Origin of the sequence: Vibrio sp. J383 (assembly GCF_023503985.1) — a bacterium.
Taxonomy (GTDB): Bacteria; Pseudomonadota; Gammaproteobacteria; order Enterobacterales; family Vibrionaceae; genus Vibrio; species Vibrio splendidus.
Map to the genome: position 1 here is coordinate 141,215 of NZ_CP097295.1, position 23,291 is coordinate 164,505.

A 23,291-nucleotide genomic window follows, 5' to 3' on the forward strand; every position below is an offset into this window, starting at 1 on the left:
GTCATTGCCTTCCAGCATGTCCAATACTATGCGTTTGTTAGGAGGATAGAGTCGGCTCGTATTCGGAAAGTGAACCCTCTGAATTTATTCCTGTTCATGTCTATTAACACCCGAAACCCGTATTTAAAAAATCGAGTTAACACTAGGAGTCTCATTTGACCAATAGTAGAAACAAAAGGATCCCGTTTTTTTATCGCATTGTTAAAGCTGTTCCACTTGAGCACCATGAGGTGCTCAAAGGTGATTACCTGAAAGTTCAAGAAGCACTAACAACACTCAAAAACACGTCCATCTCCAAAGTCAGTCATAAAACTAAAATGGAGGCGTTGGCATCCAAGTACAACGTAGATCTCACTAAAAAGAAGTCTCAACTAGAGTCTCAATCCAAGAAGATAGAATCTATAGACTCTCAACTTAAAACATACATTGAGCTTGGTAAAAAGTACGGCCTTGACCTAAAAGATTTAAACCAAAAGTTGGTATCTAGTAGATACAAAGGTATTCCTGTCGTCCCTCCTCAATCATTGGAAGAAATTGACTTCTTGGAAGAAAAGATTGCAGCGTTCAAAAGAGACAAGGATAACATCAACAAAAAAGAGAAACTTAAAGCTCCTGAAGAGCAAGAAATGATTTACATGAGTAAAGAACAAGAAGTCATGGTGTTCTGTAACAACCGTTCAGCATGCGTGGTTGCTGGCGCTGGCTCTGGTAAATCAACAACGCTAGTGCTAAGAGTGATTTTTTTGCATTATTACTTAGATATTCCCTTTAGTGAAATCACGGTATGTACTTTTACTAGAGAGTCTAGGAAAGACTTTATCAAAAAATTACTTTCTCGCTGTGAGCAGTGGGGCATCCGAAACTTTAATGAAATAAACGCAGAGTCAATTGTAAGAACGTTTCACTCTTTAGCTTATGAAACGAATAAATACTTAAACCCTTTTGAACAAGAAATTCTGTTCGACAAAGCTGAAGAAGACGACGAAGAGCGGTGCGATACTGACGATTTAGATATGTACCGCATCCCCAACGCTATGGAGTTGGCAAAAAAAGAAACTAATCACCCTAGCAAGACTGAGTTGATGCAAACAGAGCTAGCTAAAGAGCTCTATACAACGTCAGAAGAATTCCGAGAAAAGTTCAACAACCTTTACGTGTACTCATTAAGGCTTAATAGAAAAACAACGAAAAAACATTATTTTTCAAACAAATTTGAGTCACAACTCACCCAACATTGCCTCAATGCATGGTTTAAAAATTATCCTTATGACATTAAAAATATTTGGGATAAATTTTCAAAAAGTGGCTCAATTAAAGTCGAAAGAAATACACAGCTGAACTACCACCTCTATTTGCCTAACATCAAACTTAAAGTTTTCTTAAGCCTTACGCCCGAACAATGTAAGGAAGAAACCATTTCCCCTAATGACAAGAAAAAAATTAAAAACATCATAAAAGAACGGAACGCGCTGATAGCACGTCAAGTATCAACCAGCTATTGCACTGTAGACACACTAATTGAATTAAACACCCTTATTGCCCTTAACGAAAGCAAGCGTACTGAACAAATACCCTTATATAACTCTATTCCTAGTTTTAATTTTTGCTGTCAGGGCGATTTCATTTCAACTACTCGAAGTGGGAGTAATCTGATACATAAGCAGTTTGAAAGTATTATCGATTTTTCTTACTCCATCGGAGTGCCCCTCTATACCCTTACACAAGAGAGCATTGATAACTTATGTGAACACTCAAACTGCAACGCTATCGACTCTCAGTTTATATGGCTAGCTTGGTCATTCCATAGAAGTTGGAAGAAGAAATTGAACATGAGTGGGTACACAACTTTTAATGATGTTTTTTATGACTTCTCTGACCCTAATCATCCTGCATACAATAGCCGAGACACTCAACGGCTACTGAAATATAGCCATTTACTAATAGATGAGTTTCAAGACATATCACCCAATATTATTGGATTTTTTAGGCAAATAAAGAGACACCTTTATTCTAATCAAACAAGACCGGGCGGTTCGCTCATTTGTATTGGGGATGACCTTCAATCAATTTATGGTTGGAGAGGGAGTTCTGCGCTGTACATTACGCATTTTGAGCGCTATTTCACAACAGACCATACTCATGAAAGCATATCACTAGAGGCAAACCATCGAAGCCACTCAACAATACTGACCAAAGGACAAACTTGCGCTGATAAAGTCAGAAATAAGTCCTCAAAAAGTTACAAAGTTTGTGTAAATGAAGAAAGACATGTAGACCCTGGATTGTAGTGGTCAAGTAAAACTGGCCACAGTTTTATAAGGGAACCAAAACTGTCGTTCCGACTCATTTGGTGTTAATCCACCATTGTATTGATGTGGACGATGCTGGTTGTAATAACCAACCAAATAATCCGTTATTGCTTTCTGTGCCTCTGTAAAACTTCTATAGCCATTCTTTGGTACCCATTCCGTTTTTAAACTTCTGAACACTCGCTCCATAGGACTATTATCCCAACAGTTCCCTCGACGACTCATACTTTGAGTGATTCGATATCTCCATAGCAACTGACGATATTTTTTACTCGTATAGTGGCAACCTTGATCCGAGTGGAACATTACACCAGACGGCCTTCCGCGGCTCTCATTGGCCATGGTCAGCGCCTTGCCAGTCAATACACTATCTGGTGAGTTAGACATTGCCCAACCGATGACTTTTCGTGCGAACAAGTCAATAACAACGGCTAGATAAGACCATCTCTCCCCCGTCCAGATATAAGTCACATCGCCACACCAGACTTGATTCGGCTCAGTCACCGCGAACTGACGATTTAACCGGTTAGGTATATGAACATGTTCCTGCTGTGTTTTTTTGTACGTATGTTTTGCTAGCTGGCAACTGACTAAGTCTAGTTCTTTCATGAACTTACTTGCTCGGTAACGGCTAAGTCGAATACCTCTTGCTGTGACTATGTCAGCAATGGTTCTCGCTCCAGCGGAACCATTGCTCAGCTCATAAGATCGGCGAACTTCGGCACGAACAAGCACATGCTCTGACGACAGAGATTTATCTCTATTTGCCCAATAACGATAACTACTGCGATGAACCCCGAACACTTCGCAAAGCCGTTTCACAGCATAACTCTTCTTGAGTTTCTCGATCATCGAGAACCGTTCAGGGAGTCTGACATCAAGAGAGCCGTAGCCTTTTTTAGAATTTCCTTTTCTTCTTCAATGCGTTTGATTTTCTTTTTAAGGTCACGAATTTCTCTTTGCTCTGGAGTGAGTGGTGATGAATTTGGTGTCTTACCAGCTCTTTCAGCTTTGAGTTGCCTTACCCAGCTTTCTAACGTAGTTTTTCCAATCCCCATTGCTTCGCAGGTTTCTTTATAGGAACGTCCCTGGTCAAGCACTAGCTGAGCGCATTCAAGTTTAAATTCTGGGTTAAAAGTGCGTCTTTCACGCTTAGTCATAATGTCACCTGTTTTAGTATCGAGATGATCATACATCACCTCTTAATCAGGTGGCCAAATTAACTATGCCACTACACATCGGCGATACGTTCTCACGTCAATTTGAACCTCATGGCAAGCCTGCTCTAAGCGGCAACCACTTTGCCTGGCATCATGAATAAGCTTAATTAGATGTTGCCTTTCATCGGTTGAGGTTAGTCGTCCTCTGGCTCTTCCCCGTAAAAGGCTCTGAGCTTTTTTCGTAGAACCAACAGGGCAGCAGTCTCAGCCAACGCCTTTTCTTTGTGGCGTAGCTCCTTCTTAAGTTCTTTGATTTCAAGCTTATCCGCTTTGGCCTGCTTCTTTGCTTCAGCTTCCCGTTCTTTACTCGACATGAAGCCTTGCATACATTCGCTGCGCCAGCCTTGGACTTGCTCAGGAAACAGACCTTTTTCACGACAATATTGGCTGAGTTCATTCTCGGTCATCGAGTAAGTCTCAGCGACGATGGCAAGTTTAGTTTGAGCAGACCACTGCTCTGATGAAGTGTTGCTATTTGGCACTGCGGCTCCTGAACGTCTGAGTTGCTGCCGCCAATTATACAGAGTCGCAGTGCTAATGCCTTCTTCTTTTGATAGTTGGCTCACTGACATTGAGTATGGAGGCAGTAGCTTCTTCAATATGGCTTCTTTTCTTTCTGCTGGAATACGAGACACAAATTATTCTTACCGCCCTAAACTGGTTAAATTTTAGCAGTGACAACTATCCTGCCAGAGAGGGACCACGGGCGATTTAAAAGATATTTTGTTTTGTAGGTACGCGAATGTTGGCATGCTCTTATCCAGAGTGATGAACATCACCATTTACTTTCTAAAATTGTGCCCTCTGGATTTGAGTGATTGTAATTGTCGTCTAGGGCCTATTGATACCCACCTTTTACACCAACAAAAATCTGAGGAGATTCCGTCGCAGTAAGTACTGGAAAGATCGACATTTAAAGCTTAGTTCACTGGTTTTTCGTCTACAATAACCTCACCATTCATCGAGTTATAATTGATGGATAGCCCTGGAACGACTCTGTAGTGATAGGTGCATTGATCGGTCTGAATGTATTCCGCAATGTAGTTGGTTTCTTCTGGTGAATTGAAACTAGAAACACTAGGTGGATCGAGGAGCAGCGCGCCCCATACCGAAATGCAGTCTTCAGCGTTATTTAATCTTGGCGATTCTTCAGGTAAGTGCCATTGTTGGGCCGGATATCCCCATTCATTGAAGTCAAGTTGGCCAGTAGCGGAGTCATCATAGATAGGGACATTCGTGGAAGCACCACCGCCGTTTGAGGTTAAATTTTTTGAATAGGCAAGATCGACACCTGTTTTAAAAGAAGCGCCGGTACTTTTAACAACTGCAATATGAGAATCGGTACTTACGTTGAGGAACCTTGGAGCAGCGGTTACTGCGAGTATTCCAAGGATCACAATAACGACAATAAGCTCAATAAGTGTAAAACCGTTCTGTTTCATTTAGCACCTCTTTTAAAGGCCGTCATTATGCATTATCAGTCACTCTTACTAAAGGTAATGTCCTTGAAGGTAAGGAATCTGAATGTTTCCTTACAAGAACGGTAGCGGTATAACTCACGTCAGAGTGAGTGCCTGGCTGATCTAATTACTGCTCTACAATCTCAACACGGGGGTGTTGAACACTTTCATGCTGTTTTCGAGATTTTAGATACTCCCATCCTGCGAGATGTCTAGATTGACCTTGTTTGGGCTTGAACCAGAGCGTGATGGACCAACTCTGACAGCGCATCTACGCCCCTAAAGCGAAGAAACGTTAAGCGGTGACCACAAAGAATGCATTCAAACGGGGCAACCTTCACATAGCCTTTCAGCATGGCGGCGTAACCGGGCATTTCAGGTGAGTCTTTAGTAAAATTACGTAAAATGAAAATTTTAGCCTAACTGGTCTTCGAAAATAATTGTTGTATTTTATATTGTAACTTAGTGATCCGCTCTATTGCAGTCGGGTTACCTGAATTAAAATCAAACGGCTTATCATTCAACGCACATACAGTACCGACAATATCACCTTGGTATTCTAATGGAAGGCCAAAATAAACACCCAACCCAACCCAAACTTCACTAAATCTTCATTTCCAGACCACTCTTCATTGGAACCTGCATCAGAAACCAATAGCGCTTTTTGAGTGTTGACAACTCGCTCACAATACAGCTCATGACACCCAGCATTCGTACTCTTTGGGCCTGCATCATTGATGTTATAAACTGGTTGTTCATTAGCAGCAAAGACAACCATGGTTTCATGAGTTGATTCCATAATTAATAATGAATGCAATTGAAACTCATTAGATATAGCGTTTAACTCTTTCACGAGAGTATTTCTATGATGTTTTATTTTTTTGAATGGCATATTTTTACCTGTTAACTTTATTTTAAGAGCTATGCTGATTTCTGGTGTATGGAAGAGAAAGGAAGTTGCGGTGTAATCTGTTGATGTAGTTCTCGCCAGAACAATTAACAGAAAGGTACACCGCATGACTGATAATACTGTTGTTTCACTGAATACACCAGAAGACCCACTTACAGAACTGATACGTCAAGGGGCTAGAGATTTGATTGCACAAGCTGTTGAAGCTGAGCTTCAACAATTACTAACCCAACATCAGAGTGTAATGGTTGATGGCAAACAAGCCATTGTTCGCAATGGTTTCTTACCTGAGCGAACCTTGCAAACAGGTGTCGGTGATGTCGAAGTACAAATTCCTAAGGTACGAGATCGCTCAGGGAATGGCGTCAAATTTAATAGTAGTTTGATACCACCGTATCTCAAGCGAACGAAGAGTGTAGAAACACTGCTTCCGTTACTTTACCTCAAGGGGATATCTACGGGCGATATGCTGCCCGCTCTTGAATCTTTGCTTGGTAAGGATGCGAAAGGACTCTCAGCCAGCAGCGTTTGTCGTCTCAAGGAGCAGTGGTCTACAGAATACGAACAGTGGCGTAAGCGTGACCTCGGTAAGCGTCGCTATGTTTACGTCTGGGCTGATGGTGTTTACTGTCACGTTAGGATGGACGATAAGCTCTGCTTACTCGTCATCATCGGCGTGGATGACACAGGTCGTAAAGAGGTTCTTGGCGTTCTGGATGGTCACCGAGAGTCAGAAGCCAGTTGGACGGAGCTCATAGAGCAGTTACGAGCACAGGGATTACAGTTAGCACCTAAGCTTGCCATCGGAGATGGCGCACTTGGCTTCTGGAAAGCCGTGGCTAAATGCTGGCCGCAGGCTGACCAGCAACGTTGTTGGGTACATAAGACAGCAAATGTGCTGAACAAGGTGCCCAAAAGCGTACAGCCACGAATGAAGGAAGCGCTGCAAGATATTTGGATGGCAGAAACGAGAGATGACGCTTATCAGGCCTTCTCAACCTTCCAGAAACGCTTTGAAGCTAAGTATCCAAAGGCAACCGACTGCTTGGTGAAAGATAAAGCTGAAATGCTGGCGTTTTACGACTACCCAGCAGAGCACTGGGTTCATATCAGGACAACGAACCCAATAGAATCGATGTTCGCTACAGTTCGCTTACGCACTAACAAGACGAAGAACTGTGGAAACAGAAAAACCACGTTGATGATGGCTTACAAGTTAATGCTAAGTGCTGAGACGAAGTGGCGTCGCCTACGAGGTTTTAAACTCCTCGCAGATGTAGTGAAAGATGTTCGCTTCATCGATGGAGTGAAAGAAATAGAGACTCATCAACAGGCTACTGCATGAACTCCATACACCACATTTGACAATAGCTCTTATTTTAATAGCATATCTTACACCATGAAACCATCAAAAATTCGTGTTTATGGTATTGAGGACTTGCCTTGCACCTGAGATAGCAAAGCGTGGGCGTTAGCTCTATACAGCACTAGAAGCAATCTACAAATATCCTCACAGCTAAACCATTACTGAACGTTTAACGAATGAAGAGTGTAACCATTGTTTGAGAACTTCTCTAGAATCAATAATCACAGCCTCTTGATATTGTGTAAGGTATTGAGATTGACACTTCACAGCAAAGTACAGCCGGTAAATACTCCTTTCTAGTTTCTTTTCTAACACTGATTCCCGTGGTTCTAGGTTAGAAACAGCCAATCTTGCAAATATTGCAATCTGAATAATGTCATAGTTTGGCACTGATGTTTGCGCTAAAAATCGCGAGATATCTAATAGAAAAACCTTAGCTTTAGAAGAGCTATATTCAATGTTCATTTATCTGCCCTTAGATATGGCTGAGTGCTAAAAATCCACATACTTAAAGTTATCCTTACCTTATCAAAAAAACGTTGGTGGTAGATAGTAGTTATATTGGAGCTCTGCGCTTACTTTTTTGACACTGATAAAGTGCTGTTATTATTAATCCAACAAACCTGACGCCGCTTTGCTCTGTCGGCTTCGCACTGAACAAAATATGTTCTCTCGCCTAAGGCTCGTTTCTTATATTTCCTTCAGCACGAACCATGTTTTAACCTTTTCCTCATTTTTGGTTATATTTGTTTGCATGTTAGTTGGTTTGTTTGTTTGTATTATAAGGGTGTGCAAACAAACATTAAACGTGACAAAGGAACCTAACATGGCTAGAGAGAGCTTTTTCAGATCAGCAAGTCATAGAAGCTGCAAATGCGCTTTTAGTTGAGGGTAAAAACATCAATGGAACGTCACTGCGTAACAAGATTGGTACAGGCCGCCCGTCTGCCTTAATGTCTGCGTTTAAGGAGCTTGAAGGCTCTGGCCAAATCCTAGCCCCTATGCTTCCAGACTCTACGGAACAAACCATCACTCATCAGGAGTTACCGCCAGAAATCGCAGAGCGTTTATCAGTAATGCTTGGTGATGTTGAACAGCTTGTTCACCAGATCAACGACCACGCTCATTACACTGTTGAGCAGCGTCTTAACCAAGCGATTGCAGAAGCAAACGAACGTGCCGCTAACGCAGCAAAGCGTGAAGCGGAATCGATTCAAGAACAAAATAAAGCGTTCGAGCAGCTAGAAGATGCGCTTGAAACGAATACTGATTTACAAGAACAATTAAAGCTGGAGCAAAAAGAGAGTAGTCGTCTCAATGCTGCGTTGAATGTTGCTCAAAGTGAAACTAAAGCTGCGCTCGATACCGTTGCTGAGCGTGATGGACGACTCGCTGAGATGCAACACAGATCGCATCAATGCAAAAGCAGCTAAATACAGCTGAATCGGACAAAGCGAAAGCTCAATAGTGGCTTTGCACTGTCTCTACATGCAAGCATATAGCAACCAGCACAAATCTATCTTATTGGATTTGAACTTGAATATAAATGAATGGGTGTGTACCGAGGACGGAGAGGGTGATCACGTGGTCGATCGTTCTGAAGTTCGAGTGAAAGGGAGAAAGCCATTAGTGAACAATAATCCGTTTTTTTCGAAACTGATCTTTGTCACCCAACAATATCTCAATTGCTCTCTTAACATCACCAAGGATCTCATTAAGCGAACCGTTTTAAATTTGTCAGAACCATTCACCATTTCAGCAGTCAGGCCATAGTTTGCTCTCTAGCCAGATTCTGTAAGGGCTAACAGGTTTCTGATAACATTGCTCTATTCTCAACCTCTAAGTATAAATATGAGTCGTAAGCTGAAATATTTCCAAGCCTTCAATGAACTCGTGACCAACGCGCTTCTTGCTTTGTATTGTTCGATTAAAAACGATGGTGGGTACTGGACAGTAAAAAAAAGAAATGAATATTTGGTGAAGTTCATCAAACCTAAAGTTAAACAGACCCAATTTGCGAACTGTAAAAAAGAAATTAAAACGATGCTGAATATTGGCCGACATGCCGGCGGCAACCTTGAACAAAGGTTGTGGGAGATGAATGACGTTAATTTGAGCTATCAAGCCCGTTTTTCGCAGGCTGATGAGCTTTACATCATGCTGACCGATATTTTTGAACAACACCAATTTCCCTCTATGCTAGAAAACACGAATGAAGCAATGGAAGTGGATACCCTATATATGACGCAGGAAGAAATCGAAAAAGGATTTGATGCTGAAAATATTCAAATCAAACCGCTGGCAATGACCGTGAAAACTCACCGATTAAAAGCTTTGATTGATTCAGTACAAAGCAAAGGCACTTATCGCGTCGAAGTCGATTTTGTTGATGAGCATGAAGTGATTCATTTGTTGCTGCATAGGAAGGAATAGTCACTTGATAGATCAACCAAAAATTAGAGAGTTAATCCAAGCTCAGTTAGTAGAGGTAGGCTCTACAACGGCTACACATGACTTAAGCTACGTGATGAAAGTCGTTGAGGAGCTTCTTATTGACGAGACGGTTATACATACGAGAGGAAATATAACCAAAGCCGCAAGGTTCTTGGGAATGAACAGGGGAACATTGAGTGCTAAATATGAGCGGCTTCTGCAATCGAGAAGGGATTTACACCTCAATTCGTCCCGTAAGGAGATGTAGATATGGCTTTTTATAACGTTAAGCTTTCTATTGGTGATGTTGTACTCAACGAGTACAGTGGCTATATGAAAGGAATGAAAGGTGTAAAAACGTCGGCATCTAATGCCGCTCAAACTAATGACTCAATTCTTATTCAGGTATTTGATGTGGCGGGCATTCTTGTTGCCCAAAAAGTTAACGGGTCGTGGGTTAATATCAATACTTGAGATTGTTAGCGACAAGCTTATTGTATGGTCGAAGTTCATAAAAATAGACAGATATTTATTGCCTACGATAACTTGTCGCCAGCATATACTGACCGTGTTTTTCACTATCTTGTGCTTTATCCGTTTTCCCCCAAAGCCAGTAATTCCAATCCTTAGATCACTGATTTCTAAACTTGTCACTGTTAGCGTGTGTGTTTATTCATGCAAAACAGGAAAATGCACACATGGCACTACCAACGCTCATCGAGGACAAAGACAAAACTTGGATCTTTAAAGTCATTACACAGACACCAGAGCCAGAGCTTAATGCGTGTCTAATGGGATTTTTCTTGGGTAGTGGAATGACAACACTAGAGGTATGTCGCATCCAAGTTCGAGACATTGTTAAGAAGAACGGACACCTAACAAAATGCTTTGCCATTAAAGGCGATGTGAATCGAGATTTTTATCTGTCCAACATTAAGCTACAGAATCTTATCAAGAACTACATTGAGCAACGGCTAAAAGATGGTGATCACCCCGATCAATACAATGCTTTTGATGCTGATGAACCATTCTTTAAGCGTAGGAATGGCGACCATTTTAAAATCAAGCATAGAACCACAGAGAAAGGTAATACGACTTACCACTGTAATGCTTTAAATAATCACATCAAACGATTGTTGGCTGATTCTGGTATTGATCAGCCTAGTATTCTAAGCGGTAGACGCACGTTTGCTGTAAGGCTTAAACGTCATGGAGTAGACGTTCCGACTATCCATTTGATGCTTGGAAATAAGAGCCTTGAAACCACGTTAAGACTTATAGAGACAGATACTGTGAGTATGCTAGCAATTGCAGATATGGCTTTTTAAAATATGCTAGACATATATGACGGGTGTATGTAGTGTGCTTTTATTAGCTACAAACAAGTGAGCCACCCTCGAAAGGGTGGCTCTTAAACTCGCTACCTGTTGTCAATACTGTTTCCAGCGGAAGAGGACAGGGCTATCACAACAAGAGGATTAACCTCAGTTGTTTCTAATAATACACAACCTTGATACAGAGGGCAAATAATTTGGATTTGGAAGAGATCAAGCAAGGACTTTCTACAGAAAAACTAGAGACCTATCGTCAGGTGCTCGACTGTAAATCTGATAGTGAGTTGATAGCCGTTTATATGGCGATGCAAAGTATAATGTCTCAGTTTTTCTCAGTAGTTCAGCTACTTGAAGTGACATTGAGAAATTCAATCCATAAATCAGCAACAGAATGCTTTGAAGATGATGAATGGTATAAGCGAATTCCTCTAAGTCAAGAGTCTCGAAAACAAGTCGATTTTGCAGAACAGCAGTGTTTAAAGGATGTAGGCGCTCGATATACCAGTAACGATCTTGTTTCTCGATTACCGTTTGGATTTTGGGTTCACATGTTACACCGAGACTACAACAACCCTCGCAACAGAGATCATAACCTATGGCAAACACAGTTGGATAAGTGTTTCCCGAACGCTAGAGAGAAGAGAGTTAAACTCAATACATTATTTCAGAAAATGGGAGCATTAAATAAGTTCAGGAATCGTTTATTCCATCATGAGCCAGCATGGAAAGGTAGATCCACTCGAAACCGAGTTGATGCTATTGAGTTTCTTCTAAAAATGTTCAATGAGCACACGGACGCTATTTACTTACTATCCACTTCTAAACGAGAGCTTATTACAGTGTTAGGGTTTGAAGAAAAATTCAATCAAGAGTGTAATATCAAAAACTTAGAACGTTTTGAGTCGTTGTTAGCTCCTGAGAGTCGAAATACTGGCGATTAGTGAGCTAGACATATTTGACAGGTAATTAAATTGGAATATACTAGACACATATGACAGGTAGAAATATTACAGAGTTTCAGCTTATAGCAAACGCTAAAGGTTGGAAGTTTGAAGAAATCGCAAAACGTTGGGGTAAGTCCGAACGCCAGTTATCACGGATAGCAAAGGCGGGTGAACAGCGTGACTTAGACGCTGTGAATGGCCTACCAAACAAAGACAACGAACAAAAGGGATAAAAAGACATCATGTTTTTTGAGTTCTTTGATTGGAAAATTAAAGCAGGAATAATTATTACCGTTGCTCTTATGTTGGGTAGCGTAATCAGCTTCATTGTTGCGTGGACAGCACCAGTACCAACCGATGCATTATCAGCCGTAACCAAATATCTAAATTATCGTTGGTTTGCTTTCTTTGTTGTAAGTACTTTCTCTATAGGTGCGGCAACCATGAAGTTGTAGTGGCATAGTTAATTTGGCCACCTGATTAAGAGGTGATGTATGATCATCTCGATACTAAAACAGGTGACATTATGACTAAGCGTGAAAGACGCACTTTTAACCCAGAATTTAAGCTTGAATGCGCTCAGCTAGTGCTTGACCAGGGACGTTCCTATAAAGAAACCTGCGAAGCAATGGGGATTGGAAAAACTACGTTAGAAAGCTGGGTAAGGCAACTCAAAGCTGAAAGAGCTGGTAAGACACCAAATTCATCACCACTCACTCCAGAGCAAAGAGAAATTCGTGACCTTAAAAAGAAAATCAAACGCATTGAAGAAGAAAAGGAAATTCTAAAAAAGGCTACGGCTCTCTTGATGTCAGACTCCCTGAACGGTTCTCGATGATCGAGAAACTCAAGAAGAGTTATGCTGTGAAACGGCTTTGCGAAGTGTTCGGGGTTCATCGCAGTAGTTATCGTTATTGGGCAAATAGAGATAAATCTCTGTCGTCAGAGCATGTGCTTGTTCGTGCCGAAGTTCGCCGATCTTATGAGCTGAGCAATGGTTCCGCTGGAGCGAGAACCATTGCTGACATAGTCACAGCAAGAGGTATTCGACTTAGCCGTTACCGAGCAAGTAAGTTCATGAAAGAACTAGACTTAGTCAGTTGCCAGCTAGCAAAACATACGTACAAAAAAACACAGCAGGAACATGTTCATATACCTAACCGGTTAAATCGTCAGTTCGCGGTGACTGAGCCGAATCAAGTCTGGTGTGGCGATGTGACTTATATCTGGACGGGGGAGAGATGGTCTTATCTAGCCGTTGTTATTGACTTGTTCGCACGAAAAGTCATCGGTTGGGCAATGTCTAACTCACCAGATAGTGTATTGACTGGCAAGGCGCTGACCATGGCCAATGAGAGCCGCGGAAGGCCGTCTGGTGTAATGTTCCACTCGGATCAAGGTTGCCACTATACGAGTAAAAAATATCGTCAGTTGCTATGGAGATATCGAATCACTCAAAGTATGAGTCGTCGAGGGAACTGTTGGGATAATAGTCCTATGGAGCGAGTGTTCAGAAGTTTAAAAACGGAATGGGTACCAAAGAATGGCTATAGAAGTTTTACAGAGGCACAGAAAGCAATAACGGATTATTTGGTTGGTTATTACAACCAGCATCGTCCACATCAATACAATGGTGGATTAACACCAAATGAGTCGGAACGACAGTTTTGGTTCCCTTATAAAACTGTGGCCAGTTTTACTTGACCACTACAATAGATGCATGGCGATGCCAAACCCATCATGGCAAGCGTGGTAGAGGCTTTCAGTACTCTGATACAGCGATTGAAACCACCTTGATGATTAAGGGAATATTCTCTCTACCATTGCGTGCTCTTCAAGGTTTTATCGATTCAATCTTTGAGCTATTAGATGTTCCACTGACGTCCCCTGATTACACTTGTATCAGCAAACGCTCGAAGACAGTTTAGGTCAAATATCGCAATAAATCCAGAGGAGCTATTCGCCATATAGCCATTGACTCGACTGGTCTTAAAGTCTTTGGCGAGGGTGAATGGAAAGTCAAAAAACATGGTGTAGAAAAACGTAGAACATGGCGCAAATTGCACTTAGCTGTTGATGTAGATACTCATGAAACTATTGGGGCAGAAGTTAGCCTTGTAAGTGTTGGTGATAGCGAAGTGCTATCAACATTACTTAACCCCTTGCGTAGAAAGATCCAGACTGTATCTGCTGATGGAGCATATGACACAAAAAGTTGCCATGAGACTCTGAAAAATAAGGGCTGTACTCAGTTGATACCACCTCGAAAGAGTACGACCTTTTGGGAAGATGGGCATCCCAGAAATGAAGCTGTAGAGGCTCTTAAAAACGGAACAATAGCGGAGTGGAAATCTGGGTCTGGTTACCACTATCGCTCAATATCTGAGACCGTAATGTCTCGATATAAAGGACTAACCAACGGTAAATTGAGCTTGAGGTGTTACAACGCTCAAGTGGGCGAAATCATGGCGAATGTCAAAGCTATAAACAAAGTCATAGGACTAGGTATGCCTGTTAGAAGCTAGCGGCTAGTCAGATATGGCATCGTTGATCTTCGAGCTGATTTGATCAACAACGCCGCTGTTCGTTGGTATTGTAAATACGGAATAAGCTATCGAGAGCTCGAAGAGATGCTCTGTGAACGGGGTGTCAACGTAGATCACAGTACGATTTATCGTTGGGTTCAACGTTATGCGCTTGAAATTGAAAAACGCTTACGATGGTACTGGAAACCTAAAATGGGGTTGAATTGGCAAGCGGGTGAAACCTATATCAAAAGGAAAGTGGGTGTACTTGTATCGTGCTATTGATAAGAAAGGCCATACCGTCGATTTCTATTTGTCATCTAGACGCAATGCTAAAGCGGCGAAACGCTTTTGGGTAAGGCGTTGAAAGGACTCAAGTGCTGGGAGTAGCCTTCCGCCATCAATACCGACAAGGCCGCTTCCTATGGGGTCGCCATCACGGAATTAAAGAAAGAAGGTCAATGCCCTGAAGCACTTGAACATAGGCAAATTAAATACCTGAACAATGCCGTAGAAGCCGATCATGGAAAACTGAAAAGGCTCACCAATCCAGTCAGAGGATTTAAATCAATAAAGACAGCTTATGCCACTATCAAAGGATTTGAAGTGATGCACATGTTTAAAAAAGGGCAGTTCAATATCTGGTTATCCGGTCAAGGAATAGCAGGAGAGATCCGTCTAATCACCAATGCATTGGTGAACTATTAATCATAATTCAGATAACCAGAGCACTGTCGGGTTAGGCTCAATCTTTGCAACAGAGCCCTCTATGCTCTAATACTGGTGTAAATTTGATAACCCAACGATTAATAATAGCATGATCCACAATGACTCCACGCTCTAATTATATCTCTTCAATTTCACGATAACTTAGTTTATAGGCGAGATAATAACGTACAGTTTCGAGAATAACCTCAGAGGAAAAGTGGCAGCCTTTAAACATTAAGAATCAGTATCATGAATAGAAATTAAGCAAATCTTAACTTAAAGGCTCAAAGTTTGCGAAAGAACCAAAACGACTTATCCACCCTGTCCGCGGATTTAAGGCCATGAAAACGGCGTATGCCACGCTGAAAGGTTTTGAGGTGATGCATATGTTTAAGAAAGGTCAATTCGAAATGTGGCAATATGACCGAGGAATAGCAGGAGAGATCTGTCTCATCACTAATGCACTGAGGAGGGGATGATGCTACTTTAGAGGTTCTATTCACTCACGACACTTATTTGCAACAGAGCCGTCCTCTGTAACCCTGAACCACTATTTCCAATTAACAACCTGGTTTCTGAGACTGAACTGTGGCAGCTTCCTTTCAGGAATCAAGTGCTTATTTATCTATATAATCTTTAAAGGAAAAACTATGTTTAATAACGTTTCCATACGAAATATGATGTTTGCTATCTTTGGGGCTATCATTATTTTTCTATGTATCATCGGAGCATCGGTTTATAGTGCGTTTCAAACCGCTGACAGTCTTGACGAAGCACAGAGTTTACGTCGTAAGTCTCTTGAAGTTGGCGCCATGTTTGTTGACTCATCTGCAGAGCTTACAAATAGTGCTCGGCAATATTCCGTGCTTGGAGCTCCGCGTTTTAAAGAACGCTATCACCATATATTAGCCGTACGAAGTGGTAAGAAAGAAGGCGAAGATGGACGAGTTATTTCAATCCAGCAGCGTATGAAAGAACTCCACTTCAGCCAAGAAGAGTTTGGCTATATTGCTAAAGCAAATGAATTATCTGAGACTTTATCTCAGCTAGAGGCTGAGTCGATAAAAGCGGTTGAAATGGGTGATAAAACGCGCGCCCTACAGTTGCTTTTTTCTGATGCGTATAGTGAAGAACTGAATAAGATACGTGCTGAAGTCAAGAAATTTGAAGCTGCGCTTGAAAATCGCTTGCAGCATTCTGTTAATACGCTGCGTGATGATATGACGGCAGCTGAATACCAAGTGTTCGCATCCATTGTTACATCGCTCGCTATTATCTTATTCGCTTTGTTTATTGTGATGAATCGTATTTTAACACCACTAGCAACTTCTGCGGACTTGATTAGGGGTATTGCGATTAGCAATGATTTAACGATAGAACTGCCTGAAGGACAGAATGAAATTGGTCAAGTGGGTGTCGCATTCAATTTATTTCGTCAGACTCTCATTGATGGTATGGCAAAATTCACCAGTGCTGTTGAAGAAATGAAAACTACCGTTGCACAGGTGAATGATTTTATTCAATCTTCTGAGCAGAAAGGAACTGAGCAAAATCACCAACTGACGATGGTCGCCACTGCAATGGAAGAAATGGTGGCTACATTAAGGGAAGTTGCCTCAAATGTTAGTGATGCAGCTCAGGGCGCATCGGAAGCTGAAGAAGCCGCTATGCAAGGCAAGGGAACGATGGATGAAACGAATGATAAATTCGAAGAGCTGTTTCTGTCGTTTAATCAGTCTGCTGAAACCATTCGAGCACTCTCTGAAGAGAGCAATAACATGACGCAAATGCTTGATGCGATTAAAGGTATTGCCGAACAGACAAACTTACTCGCTTTGAATGCGGCGATTGAAGCAGCACGTGCTGGAGAACAAGGTCGTGGATTTGCGGTTGTTGCAGATGAAGTCCGTTCGCTTGCTGGACGCTCTCAAGAAAGTGCAAGTGAAATTGAAAAGATGCTTGGTAATCTTCAAGCGAAAGCCCAAAGTTCCGTTGATTCTATTGAGCGCAATACTGCAGATATGCGAGAGACAAAAACGGTGATTGAAAGCGCAAGTGACACTTTAAGTGACATTGCTCAATCATCGGTAAATGCAAACCAGCTTAATAACTCTATTGCAATCGCAACAGAGGAGCAGCAGAGTGTGTCAGAGGACATCAATATAAATATAAGTCAGTTACATGAAGGTTCACAGGAATTGGTTGAAGAAATGAGAGATTTTCTAGCAGCAGCGCGTCGTTTGGATACTGTAGCGGAAAATGTCGATAAGGTTACGAAACAGTTCAATATTCACTAATAAGCCAATGTGCACTTGCAAACGAAGTAATGGTGTTTAGAAATCTGTGTCATTTCAGTAAGATATATAAAACAGGAATGACACAGAACCAAAACTATTGAGCGACAATTAGATTGGCCGGTTGATCTGTTACATTTGGACAAACTCTCTATTGGGAAGCTTTGTGCCAGGAAAACGAATTACAGATCAACAAATCAGGCTCTGTTGCAAAGTTCGTCGAATCAGCTAATTTTTTTATTTTTAGGCTAGCTAGCTCATGACACTCTTTAAGTATCGACAATTTTCCTATGACATTATCATTTGAGCTGTTCGTTGGTATTGTAAATACGGGATAAGCTATCGAGAGCTCGAAGAGATGCTCTGTGAACGGGGTGTCAACGTAGATCACCGTACGATTTATCGTTGAGTTCAACGTTATGCGCCTGAAATTGAAAAACGCTTACGGTGGTACTGGAAACCTAAAATGGGGTTGAATTGGCAAGTGGATGAAACCTACATCAAAGTGAAAGGAAAGTGGGTGTACCTGTATCGTGCTATTGATAAGAAAGGCCATACCGTCGATTTATATTTGTTATCTAGACGCAATGCTAAAGCAGCGAAACGCTTTTTGGGTAAGGCGTTGAAAGGACTCAAGTATTGGGAGTCCTTTCAACGCCATCAATACCGACAAGGCCGCTTCCTATGGGGTCGCCATCACGGAATTAAAGAAAGAAGGTCATTGCTCTGAAGCACTTGAACATAGGCAAATTAAATACCTGAACAATGCCGTAGAAGCCGATCATGGAAAACTGAAAAGGCTCATCAATCCAGTCCGAGGATTTAAATCAATGAAGGCAGCTTATGCCACTATCAAAGGATTTGAAGTGATGCACATGTTTAAAAAAGGCCAGTTCAATATCTGGTTATCCGGTTAAGGAATAGCAGGAGAGATCCATCTAATCACCAATGCATTGGTGAACTATTAATCATTATTCAGATAACCAGATCACTGTCGGGTTAGGCTCAATCTTTGCAACAGAGCCGGTCAGAGAGCCACGGTTAATGAGTGATTGGTTGTGTTGCTTCCAGTTGGTTGTTTTGTAACGAGGTTTAGGCATAGAGCTACGAGTGAGAGTAGCTGATCAGATCGTAGGTTCTTGATTTAGTTCCATTGAATTACGCAACAAAGCCGTGATCATAACCTATCCCCCTTGTTTGCAACAAAACCTTGAATGTAGGTTTTGACTTGCCAATGAAATTCAAGCTCTCATCGGGGTTTGAGCTCAGAGACTCTTAGCATATATACCCATTATTTTTACCCGTACTCCCGCCCGATAGGGCGGGAGTTCACAGCAAAATTACTAATCATCAATATGCCAGTAAGAGCGTGTTAAGCGTTATGGATTTAATACTTCTTTTAATTTCTTACCGGCTTTAAATTTTGGACTTTTTGAAGCGGCAATTTGAAGAACTTCACCTGTTTTTGGGTTGCGGCCTTCACGTGCTGCACGATGAGTTATTTTGAATGTGCCAAAATCGACCAAAGCCACATCATCACCCGCGGCCAATGTGGTGGTGATGCCTTCGATGAGGGCTTTGAGTGCGGTATCGGCTTCTTTTTTGGTTATATCTGCTTCTTCTGCGATATGATCAACTAATTCTTTACGGTTCATCTCTTTTCCTTGTTCTCTGGTTGGTTTTTCTTCTTCATCCCATTTGCTGGTCGTATAACGAAAGGCTAGGGGTTTATAGACAATGTCGCTAATTTCTATTTTAAACGTGTTTTGAGTCGCGTGTGTGGTGGCACTGGCGGCAGCTAAAGAGCGCATGTACACGGTTTCGAACTTAAGCGTATTTCTTTCTCTATCCAAATAACAGATGCTAAAGACAGCCATACTCTTCCTGCTATATAAAAGTCAAAATTGTCATCAAAAATTACTGTGTTGTAATTTAAGATGATCGAGGTAGGCATTATAACCCTATTTTTGAGCCGCCTAGCTAACCTATCATATTGTTTTTCCGTATGTTAAACATTTTGATTTTGACTGGTATATAAACCTGATCTCAAATATTTAGAGGGATCCATCGCGTAGTTAGAAAGACGGAAATAGTTTAGAGCGCAGACCAATAGTGTTTATGTCGTTGAGTTTTATGGTTTGGATGAGAATTGAGCGTTAACGAATCTCAATTAGTAACGGTGTAAGGAAGAATTATGAGAAAGAGCTATTTATTTTGTTTGTTGTTAGTTATCGCTGGTTGCACCGCCTCTGTGGAAAAAGAACATTCATATGAAGGGCATTTTACTTATGGCCATGAAGTATCTGAATTTCGGGTTCTGTCGCAAATCTAGTTAGAGGCGTGATACACCCACCCTATAGATATAATTATACTGCGAGTGCGTAGAATCGCTCAAAGACCGTCTGGCCTTCAATATCTATCTGATCTTGTTTCAACATCGTCCACACTTCCCGCCCATGCAAACTGGCCAAAGCTCCTTCCGTTGACTTCCAACCTAGAGCTTGACGTGTTTTCTGATTCACCCAACGGTGGCTCTGCTCAACGATATTGTTGAGATATTTAATGTCCAAAATCTCTACCAGTGAGAGCATAAAATAACTCGTCAACCAAAGCTGAACATTCATCGAATCAATGGCCGCGTAGTTACTCCTACTTCCACCTATGATGATTTTGCTTGGTAAACCATTTTGTGACATAGCCTTATTAAGAAAGGCTTTAGCAGCAGCCTCATCACGGTTCGGGCTAAGATAATAATCGTTCACATTTCCAAATTTATCGGCGGCTCGGTAATAGAAGACCCACTTACCCTTTACTTTGATGCAAGTTTCATCCATACACCACGAGTGAGACACCGGCTTCTTTCTACGCCTGGCTCTATGCTCCAATACTGGTGTAAATTTGATAACCCAACGATTAATAGTCGTGTGGTCTACTACGACTCCACGCTCTAATTGTATCTCTTCGATTTCACGATAACTCAGCTTATAGGCGAGATAATAACGTACGGTTTCGAGAATAACTTCAGAGGGAAAGTGGCAACCTTTAAACATTAAGAATCAGTATCATGAGTGGAAATTAAACAAATCTTAACTTAAAAGCTCAAAGTTTGCGACAGAACCCATAAATGGCCTTTGTTTATGGAGTGTTCAAGTAGTCTATTTGACTAATCCATTGAGCAGAAAGCAGGTCATACTTTGTTCCAGAAAGACAAGAAAAGGCAATGCGGGCCTGTTGCCATTCTCTTAGCTCAAATTGACTAATAGCCGAGAGTAGTAGGTAATAATGATTGCTCTTTTGACTCGGATCTAAATCTTTGAAAATATTGATAACCTGTTGCCATTTCCCTTGCTGATAAGCAACCATACCACGAGTAAACTGCGCGCCTTTTGATTCGGATTGTTTTAACCAATATTCAGCTTTTTGGTGGTCTCTTGCGAGCAGAGAGCTCTGCCTTAGAATGCGAGCATAGAGCGGATTGTTAATTAGCTCGGGGTTTTGCTCAAGGACACTTATCGCCTTTTGAGGTGCTTGAAAGGTGACAAGTAGTTGCGCATAGATGAGTATGGCTTTTTTCGGTAGGCGTCGAGACTTGTATGCACTACCTAAGGTCCCCAACGCTAGATTAGCGTCTCCAAGCTTTAAAAAAGAATATGCATATCTCTCCCAGTAATTTGGGTTTGAACTGTACTCTTCTACTAGGGAGCGAAGAACCCGATTAACATTTTCCCAATCAGATTTCTTCTGATAGAGGCTAAGGATAAACAGTTGGCGAGGCTCTGTTTTTTCTATTTCAATTGCACGCCCCATAGAGGATATGGCATTGTTGAAACTCTTGAGGTGGTAGTGCGCATACCCTTCAAGAGAATAGATTTCGGCTGAATCTTTTGTTGAGGGCAGGGGAGTGACCGATGACGTTGCTTTCACCCACTGTTTTGCCCGCTCAATGGTCAGTGCGTAATTCTCGTTTTGGTAGTGGAGTTGAGTGGATAGCTTTAATAACTCTGGTTTCTTGTTCAAATCTGAAACCAATGCAATGATTTTATCCACCGCGAGAGCGGCGCAATGGTAACGATTTAACGCGATACAAGCTTGCAGATGCAGGTAGCTGGCCATCTCTTTAGATTGGCGGTCAGCTTGCTGAACTTGGCTATTAAACAGTTCTATTGCTTCCAAAGTACGGGCGGGATCTTTGTGTAACTGCATTTGTAACCTTTGATAGGTTTGGTAATGCGCAGTATTAGTGCTTGCTTGAGTGGTAAAAGCGACTAAGCAAGTCATGAGTAAACTACTTTTCCAGTTCATAACGTATTGTAATCCTTTGCCATTGGGTGTCCTCGGGAGCGACAAAGCGCCAGCGAATTACTGCGCGTTTGGCTGAACGAGTAAAGACACCGCTCGGGCTCTCTTTCACGACTTTAATTTCTTGAGCGCGCCCGCTCTGGTCGATATGTAAGTCTAATATCACATACCCCTCTATAAGATTCTGTTTAGCCTTGGCTGGGTATTGAGGCGGAACTTGAAACACGGGTTTAGCTCTGGCGATGGAGCTACTCATGACGCTACCAAACTCTTTACCGTTGGGACTAAATGTCATGGTAATGGGCTGAAATTTTTGTGTTTTGTTATCAATTGGAATGTTGACCGTTGGTATAGATACGGAAGAATCAAACTCCAATGCTGTCAAATTGACGGCTTGCGGTGGCGGAGGCATAGAGCTGCTCTGCGGCGCTTGGCTCATTTCAAAAATCTGTTCGATTTTAGGCTCTAACTGCTGCTGTTGTCGTGATTGAAAAACCGCTGATAGGCTCACCGTATTTGTTGGCTCTGGCACATAGCTTTTTAAGGTTAACCCATACATTAGCCATACTAGGCTTGCGTTTACGGTAAGAGCGAAACTAATGAGTATTGGTTGCTTGTACCAGACTACATCGGTATCGAGTTGGTTTGGGTTAAGACTCTGTAGCAACGGCGACATTGTTTACTCCGGCAATACGTACTTGATCGATAACTTGAATGAGCAGGCCACTCTCAACCGATTTATCGACATCAATGATCACACTCACGTTGCTCGCTTGTGCAACTTTTTGTTTGACGCGACTTGTTAATGAAGCAACCTCTACGATCTTGTTATCAATCCAGACCTGCTTTTGTTGGTCAATGGCGACAGACAGAGACATACTTGAAGTCGCGTCTGTTACCTTACTATTTGGTCGCTCAACATTAATTTGATTATCTTGTTGGAATGATGCGGAGAGTATGAAGAAAATGAGAAGAATAAAAACGACATCTATCAGCGGCGTCATATCAACATTCGCTTGCTCTGAAGATTCTTCATTATGACGAAAGCGCATTGTTTACCTCAATTTTAAGTCGCAACGTCGCAAGGCAGCGACGTTTACGTTGTTGTAAGTTATGAACAAAGTACAAGCCGGATAGAGAAGTCACGAGCCCTGATAAGGTGGTCAAAAGCGCCTGAGATATACCACCAGAGAGCTGACGTTGAATATCCCATTGGTCGAGCTGTTGAAAACTACTGATCATGCCATCTACTGTTCCGAGTAGGCCCAACAAGGGAAGAAGTTTTACCAGCACCGACACCCAGGCGATGCCACTATTAAGCCGCTGCTCTGATTGGTTGAGAAAGGTCCGACACACATGACGATATTCTTTTTCGTTCAAGCTATGGACGGCGGACAATTCAGGAATACTATCGGTGCTTATCTTATGGAAGCCGCGAGATTGATTGGTGTAGCAGCGTGCTATCATCCACCACATCACTATCGACGTT

Annotated in this window: 24 protein-coding genes and 6 pseudogenes; 16 read left to right on the plus strand and 14 right to left on the minus strand. The window is 41.8% G+C overall.

From position 1 onward, the window contains the following. The first annotated feature begins 155 nt into the window (after nucleotides 1-155). Nucleotides 156-2,288 carry a UvrD-helicase domain-containing protein gene (locus tag M4S28_RS26200; RefSeq protein WP_249633790.1) on the plus strand — a complete coding sequence of 711 codons (2,133 nt, stop codon included), beginning with the start codon at nucleotides 156-158 and terminating at the stop codon, nucleotides 2,286-2,288. A gap of 3 nt (nucleotides 2,289-2,291) precedes the next feature. On the opposite strand, the gene M4S28_RS26205 is transcribed toward M4S28_RS26200, so the two are convergent. From M4S28_RS26205 to M4S28_RS26220, 5 genes and pseudogenes are all read right to left on the minus strand, one after another. Then, nucleotides 2,292-3,469 (minus strand): IS3 family transposase gene (locus M4S28_RS26205; protein ID WP_249631935.1). Its coding sequence is split into 2 segments (ribosomal slippage): nucleotides 2,292-3,211 and nucleotides 3,211-3,469, totalling 1,179 coding nucleotides; the frame shifts between segments, so codons are not numbered across the junction. 194 nt (nucleotides 3,470-3,663) lie between these two features. Further along, the gene (locus M4S28_RS26210; RefSeq protein WP_249633791.1) at nucleotides 3,664-4,164 is read right to left on the minus strand and encodes a transposase; all 501 of its coding nucleotides are present in this window, start codon (nucleotides 4,162-4,164) and stop codon (nucleotides 3,664-3,666) included. Between the two features lie 285 nt (nucleotides 4,165-4,449). Beyond that, nucleotides 4,450-4,971 carry a type II secretion system protein gene (locus tag M4S28_RS26215; protein WP_249633792.1) on the minus strand — a complete coding sequence of 174 codons (522 nt, stop codon included), beginning with the start codon at nucleotides 4,969-4,971 and terminating at the stop codon, nucleotides 4,450-4,452. Between the two features lie 230 nt (nucleotides 4,972-5,201). After that, a pseudogene (locus M4S28_RS26650) lies at nucleotides 5,202-5,369 on the minus strand (IS91 family transposase); the annotation flags it as partial. A 179-nt stretch (nucleotides 5,370-5,548) separates the two neighbouring features. Continuing rightward, nucleotides 5,549-5,881 (minus strand): hypothetical protein, encoded by a 333-nt coding sequence (locus M4S28_RS26220; RefSeq protein WP_249633793.1) that lies wholly within the window; start codon nucleotides 5,879-5,881, stop codon nucleotides 5,549-5,551. A 124-nt stretch (nucleotides 5,882-6,005) separates the two neighbouring features. Between M4S28_RS26220 and M4S28_RS26225 the strand changes: the two genes are divergently transcribed. Further along, entirely contained in the window at nucleotides 6,006-7,244 is a 1,239-nt protein-coding gene (locus M4S28_RS26225) for an IS256 family transposase (protein ID WP_249633794.1), read from the plus strand. A 171-nt stretch (nucleotides 7,245-7,415) separates the two neighbouring features. On the opposite strand, the gene M4S28_RS26230 is transcribed toward M4S28_RS26225, so the two are convergent. Continuing rightward, nucleotides 7,416-7,730, minus strand: coding sequence for a hypothetical protein (locus M4S28_RS26230; RefSeq protein WP_249633795.1), 315 nt, complete (start codon nucleotides 7,728-7,730; stop codon nucleotides 7,416-7,418). A gap of 488 nt (nucleotides 7,731-8,218) precedes the next feature. Here M4S28_RS26230 and M4S28_RS26235 point away from each other — a divergent pair, with 488 nt between their 5' ends. From M4S28_RS26235 to M4S28_RS26505, 11 genes and pseudogenes are all read left to right on the plus strand, one after another. Then, complete coding sequence (locus tag M4S28_RS26235; protein ID WP_445329548.1) at nucleotides 8,219-8,698, plus strand: hypothetical protein; 480 nt, start codon at nucleotides 8,219-8,221, stop codon at nucleotides 8,696-8,698. A 418-nt stretch (nucleotides 8,699-9,116) separates the two neighbouring features. After that, complete coding sequence (locus M4S28_RS26240) at nucleotides 9,117-9,698, plus strand: DUF2913 family protein (RefSeq protein ID WP_249633796.1); 582 nt, start codon at nucleotides 9,117-9,119, stop codon at nucleotides 9,696-9,698. Between the two features lie 94 nt (nucleotides 9,699-9,792). Further along, entirely contained in the window at nucleotides 9,793-9,966 is a 174-nt protein-coding gene (locus tag M4S28_RS26245; protein ID WP_249633883.1) for a helix-turn-helix domain-containing protein, read from the plus strand. 2 nt (nucleotides 9,967-9,968) lie between these two features. Next, a complete protein-coding gene (locus M4S28_RS26250; RefSeq protein WP_249633797.1) occupies nucleotides 9,969-10,172 on the plus strand; it encodes a hypothetical protein in 204 nt (67 codons plus the stop codon). Nucleotides 10,173-10,396: 224 nt separating this feature from the next. After that, entirely contained in the window at nucleotides 10,397-11,026 is a 630-nt protein-coding gene (locus tag M4S28_RS26255; protein ID WP_017086664.1) for a tyrosine-type recombinase/integrase, read from the plus strand. A gap of 203 nt (nucleotides 11,027-11,229) precedes the next feature. Continuing rightward, nucleotides 11,230-11,973 (plus strand): hypothetical protein, encoded by a 744-nt coding sequence (locus M4S28_RS26260; protein ID WP_102258076.1) that lies wholly within the window; start codon nucleotides 11,230-11,232, stop codon nucleotides 11,971-11,973. A 50-nt stretch (nucleotides 11,974-12,023) separates the two neighbouring features. After that, on the plus strand, nucleotides 12,024-12,209 hold the full coding sequence (locus M4S28_RS26265; protein WP_017086662.1) for a hypothetical protein: 186 nt from the start codon (nucleotides 12,024-12,026) through the stop codon (nucleotides 12,207-12,209). 9 nt (nucleotides 12,210-12,218) lie between these two features. Then, nucleotides 12,219-12,431, plus strand: coding sequence for a hypothetical protein (locus M4S28_RS26270; protein ID WP_249633798.1), 213 nt, complete (start codon nucleotides 12,219-12,221; stop codon nucleotides 12,429-12,431). A gap of 71 nt (nucleotides 12,432-12,502) precedes the next feature. Beyond that, nucleotides 12,503-13,680 (plus strand): IS3 family transposase gene (locus tag M4S28_RS26275; protein WP_249631935.1). Its coding sequence is split into 2 segments (ribosomal slippage): nucleotides 12,503-12,761 and nucleotides 12,761-13,680, totalling 1,179 coding nucleotides; the frame shifts between segments, so codons are not numbered across the junction. 5 nt (nucleotides 13,681-13,685) lie between these two features. Further along, nucleotides 13,686-14,501: pseudogene (locus M4S28_RS26280) on the plus strand (IS5 family transposase); the annotation flags it as partial. 18 nt (nucleotides 14,502-14,519) lie between these two features. Then, nucleotides 14,520-15,209: pseudogene (locus M4S28_RS26505) on the plus strand (IS6 family transposase). 64 nt (nucleotides 15,210-15,273) lie between these two features. Here the strand turns inward: M4S28_RS26505 and M4S28_RS26290 are convergent. Next, nucleotides 15,274-15,444: pseudogene (locus M4S28_RS26290) on the minus strand (IS6 family transposase); the annotation flags it as partial. A 70-nt stretch (nucleotides 15,445-15,514) separates the two neighbouring features. On the opposite strand from M4S28_RS26290, the pseudogene M4S28_RS26295 reads away from it, so the two are divergent. The 3 genes and pseudogenes from M4S28_RS26295 to M4S28_RS26305 form a co-directional block, all read left to right on the plus strand. Then, a pseudogene (locus M4S28_RS26295) lies at nucleotides 15,515-15,688 on the plus strand (IS6 family transposase); the annotation flags it as partial. A 171-nt stretch (nucleotides 15,689-15,859) separates the two neighbouring features. Beyond that, a complete protein-coding gene (locus tag M4S28_RS26300) occupies nucleotides 15,860-17,506 on the plus strand; it encodes a methyl-accepting chemotaxis protein (RefSeq protein WP_139686249.1) in 1,647 nt (548 codons plus the stop codon). A 256-nt stretch (nucleotides 17,507-17,762) separates the two neighbouring features. After that, a pseudogene (locus M4S28_RS26305) lies at nucleotides 17,763-18,420 on the plus strand (IS6 family transposase). Nucleotides 18,421-18,474: 54 nt separating this feature from the next. Here M4S28_RS26305 and M4S28_RS26510 read toward each other — a convergent pair. From M4S28_RS26510 to M4S28_RS26335, 7 genes are all read right to left on the minus strand, one after another. Beyond that, nucleotides 18,475-18,603 (minus strand): hypothetical protein, encoded by a 129-nt coding sequence (locus M4S28_RS26510; protein ID WP_261900964.1) that lies wholly within the window; start codon nucleotides 18,601-18,603, stop codon nucleotides 18,475-18,477. Between the two features lie 279 nt (nucleotides 18,604-18,882). Then, nucleotides 18,883-19,158 (minus strand): HU family DNA-binding protein, encoded by a 276-nt coding sequence (locus M4S28_RS26310; protein ID WP_139686250.1) that lies wholly within the window; start codon nucleotides 19,156-19,158, stop codon nucleotides 18,883-18,885. A gap of 711 nt (nucleotides 19,159-19,869) precedes the next feature. Beyond that, on the minus strand, nucleotides 19,870-20,553 hold the full coding sequence (locus tag M4S28_RS26315) for an IS6 family transposase (protein ID WP_249633799.1): 684 nt from the start codon (nucleotides 20,551-20,553) through the stop codon (nucleotides 19,870-19,872). 85 nt (nucleotides 20,554-20,638) lie between these two features. Next, complete coding sequence (locus M4S28_RS26320; RefSeq protein ID WP_249633800.1) at nucleotides 20,639-21,805, minus strand: tetratricopeptide repeat protein; 1,167 nt, start codon at nucleotides 21,803-21,805, stop codon at nucleotides 20,639-20,641. Continuing rightward, on the minus strand, nucleotides 21,789-22,478 hold the full coding sequence (locus M4S28_RS26325; RefSeq protein WP_249633801.1) for an energy transducer TonB: 690 nt from the start codon (nucleotides 22,476-22,478) through the stop codon (nucleotides 21,789-21,791). Before M4S28_RS26325 ends, M4S28_RS26320 begins: the two co-directional genes overlap by 17 nt. After that, a complete protein-coding gene (locus M4S28_RS26330; RefSeq protein ID WP_249633802.1) occupies nucleotides 22,453-22,854 on the minus strand; it encodes an ExbD/TolR family protein in 402 nt (133 codons plus the stop codon). Before M4S28_RS26330 ends, M4S28_RS26325 begins: the two co-directional genes overlap by 26 nt. Then, nucleotides 22,838-23,278 (minus strand): MotA/TolQ/ExbB proton channel family protein, encoded by a 441-nt coding sequence (locus tag M4S28_RS26335; protein ID WP_249633884.1) that lies wholly within the window; start codon nucleotides 23,276-23,278, stop codon nucleotides 22,838-22,840. The genes M4S28_RS26330 and M4S28_RS26335 overlap by 17 nt, the downstream gene beginning before the upstream one ends. Nucleotides 23,279-23,291 lie beyond the last annotated feature (13 nt).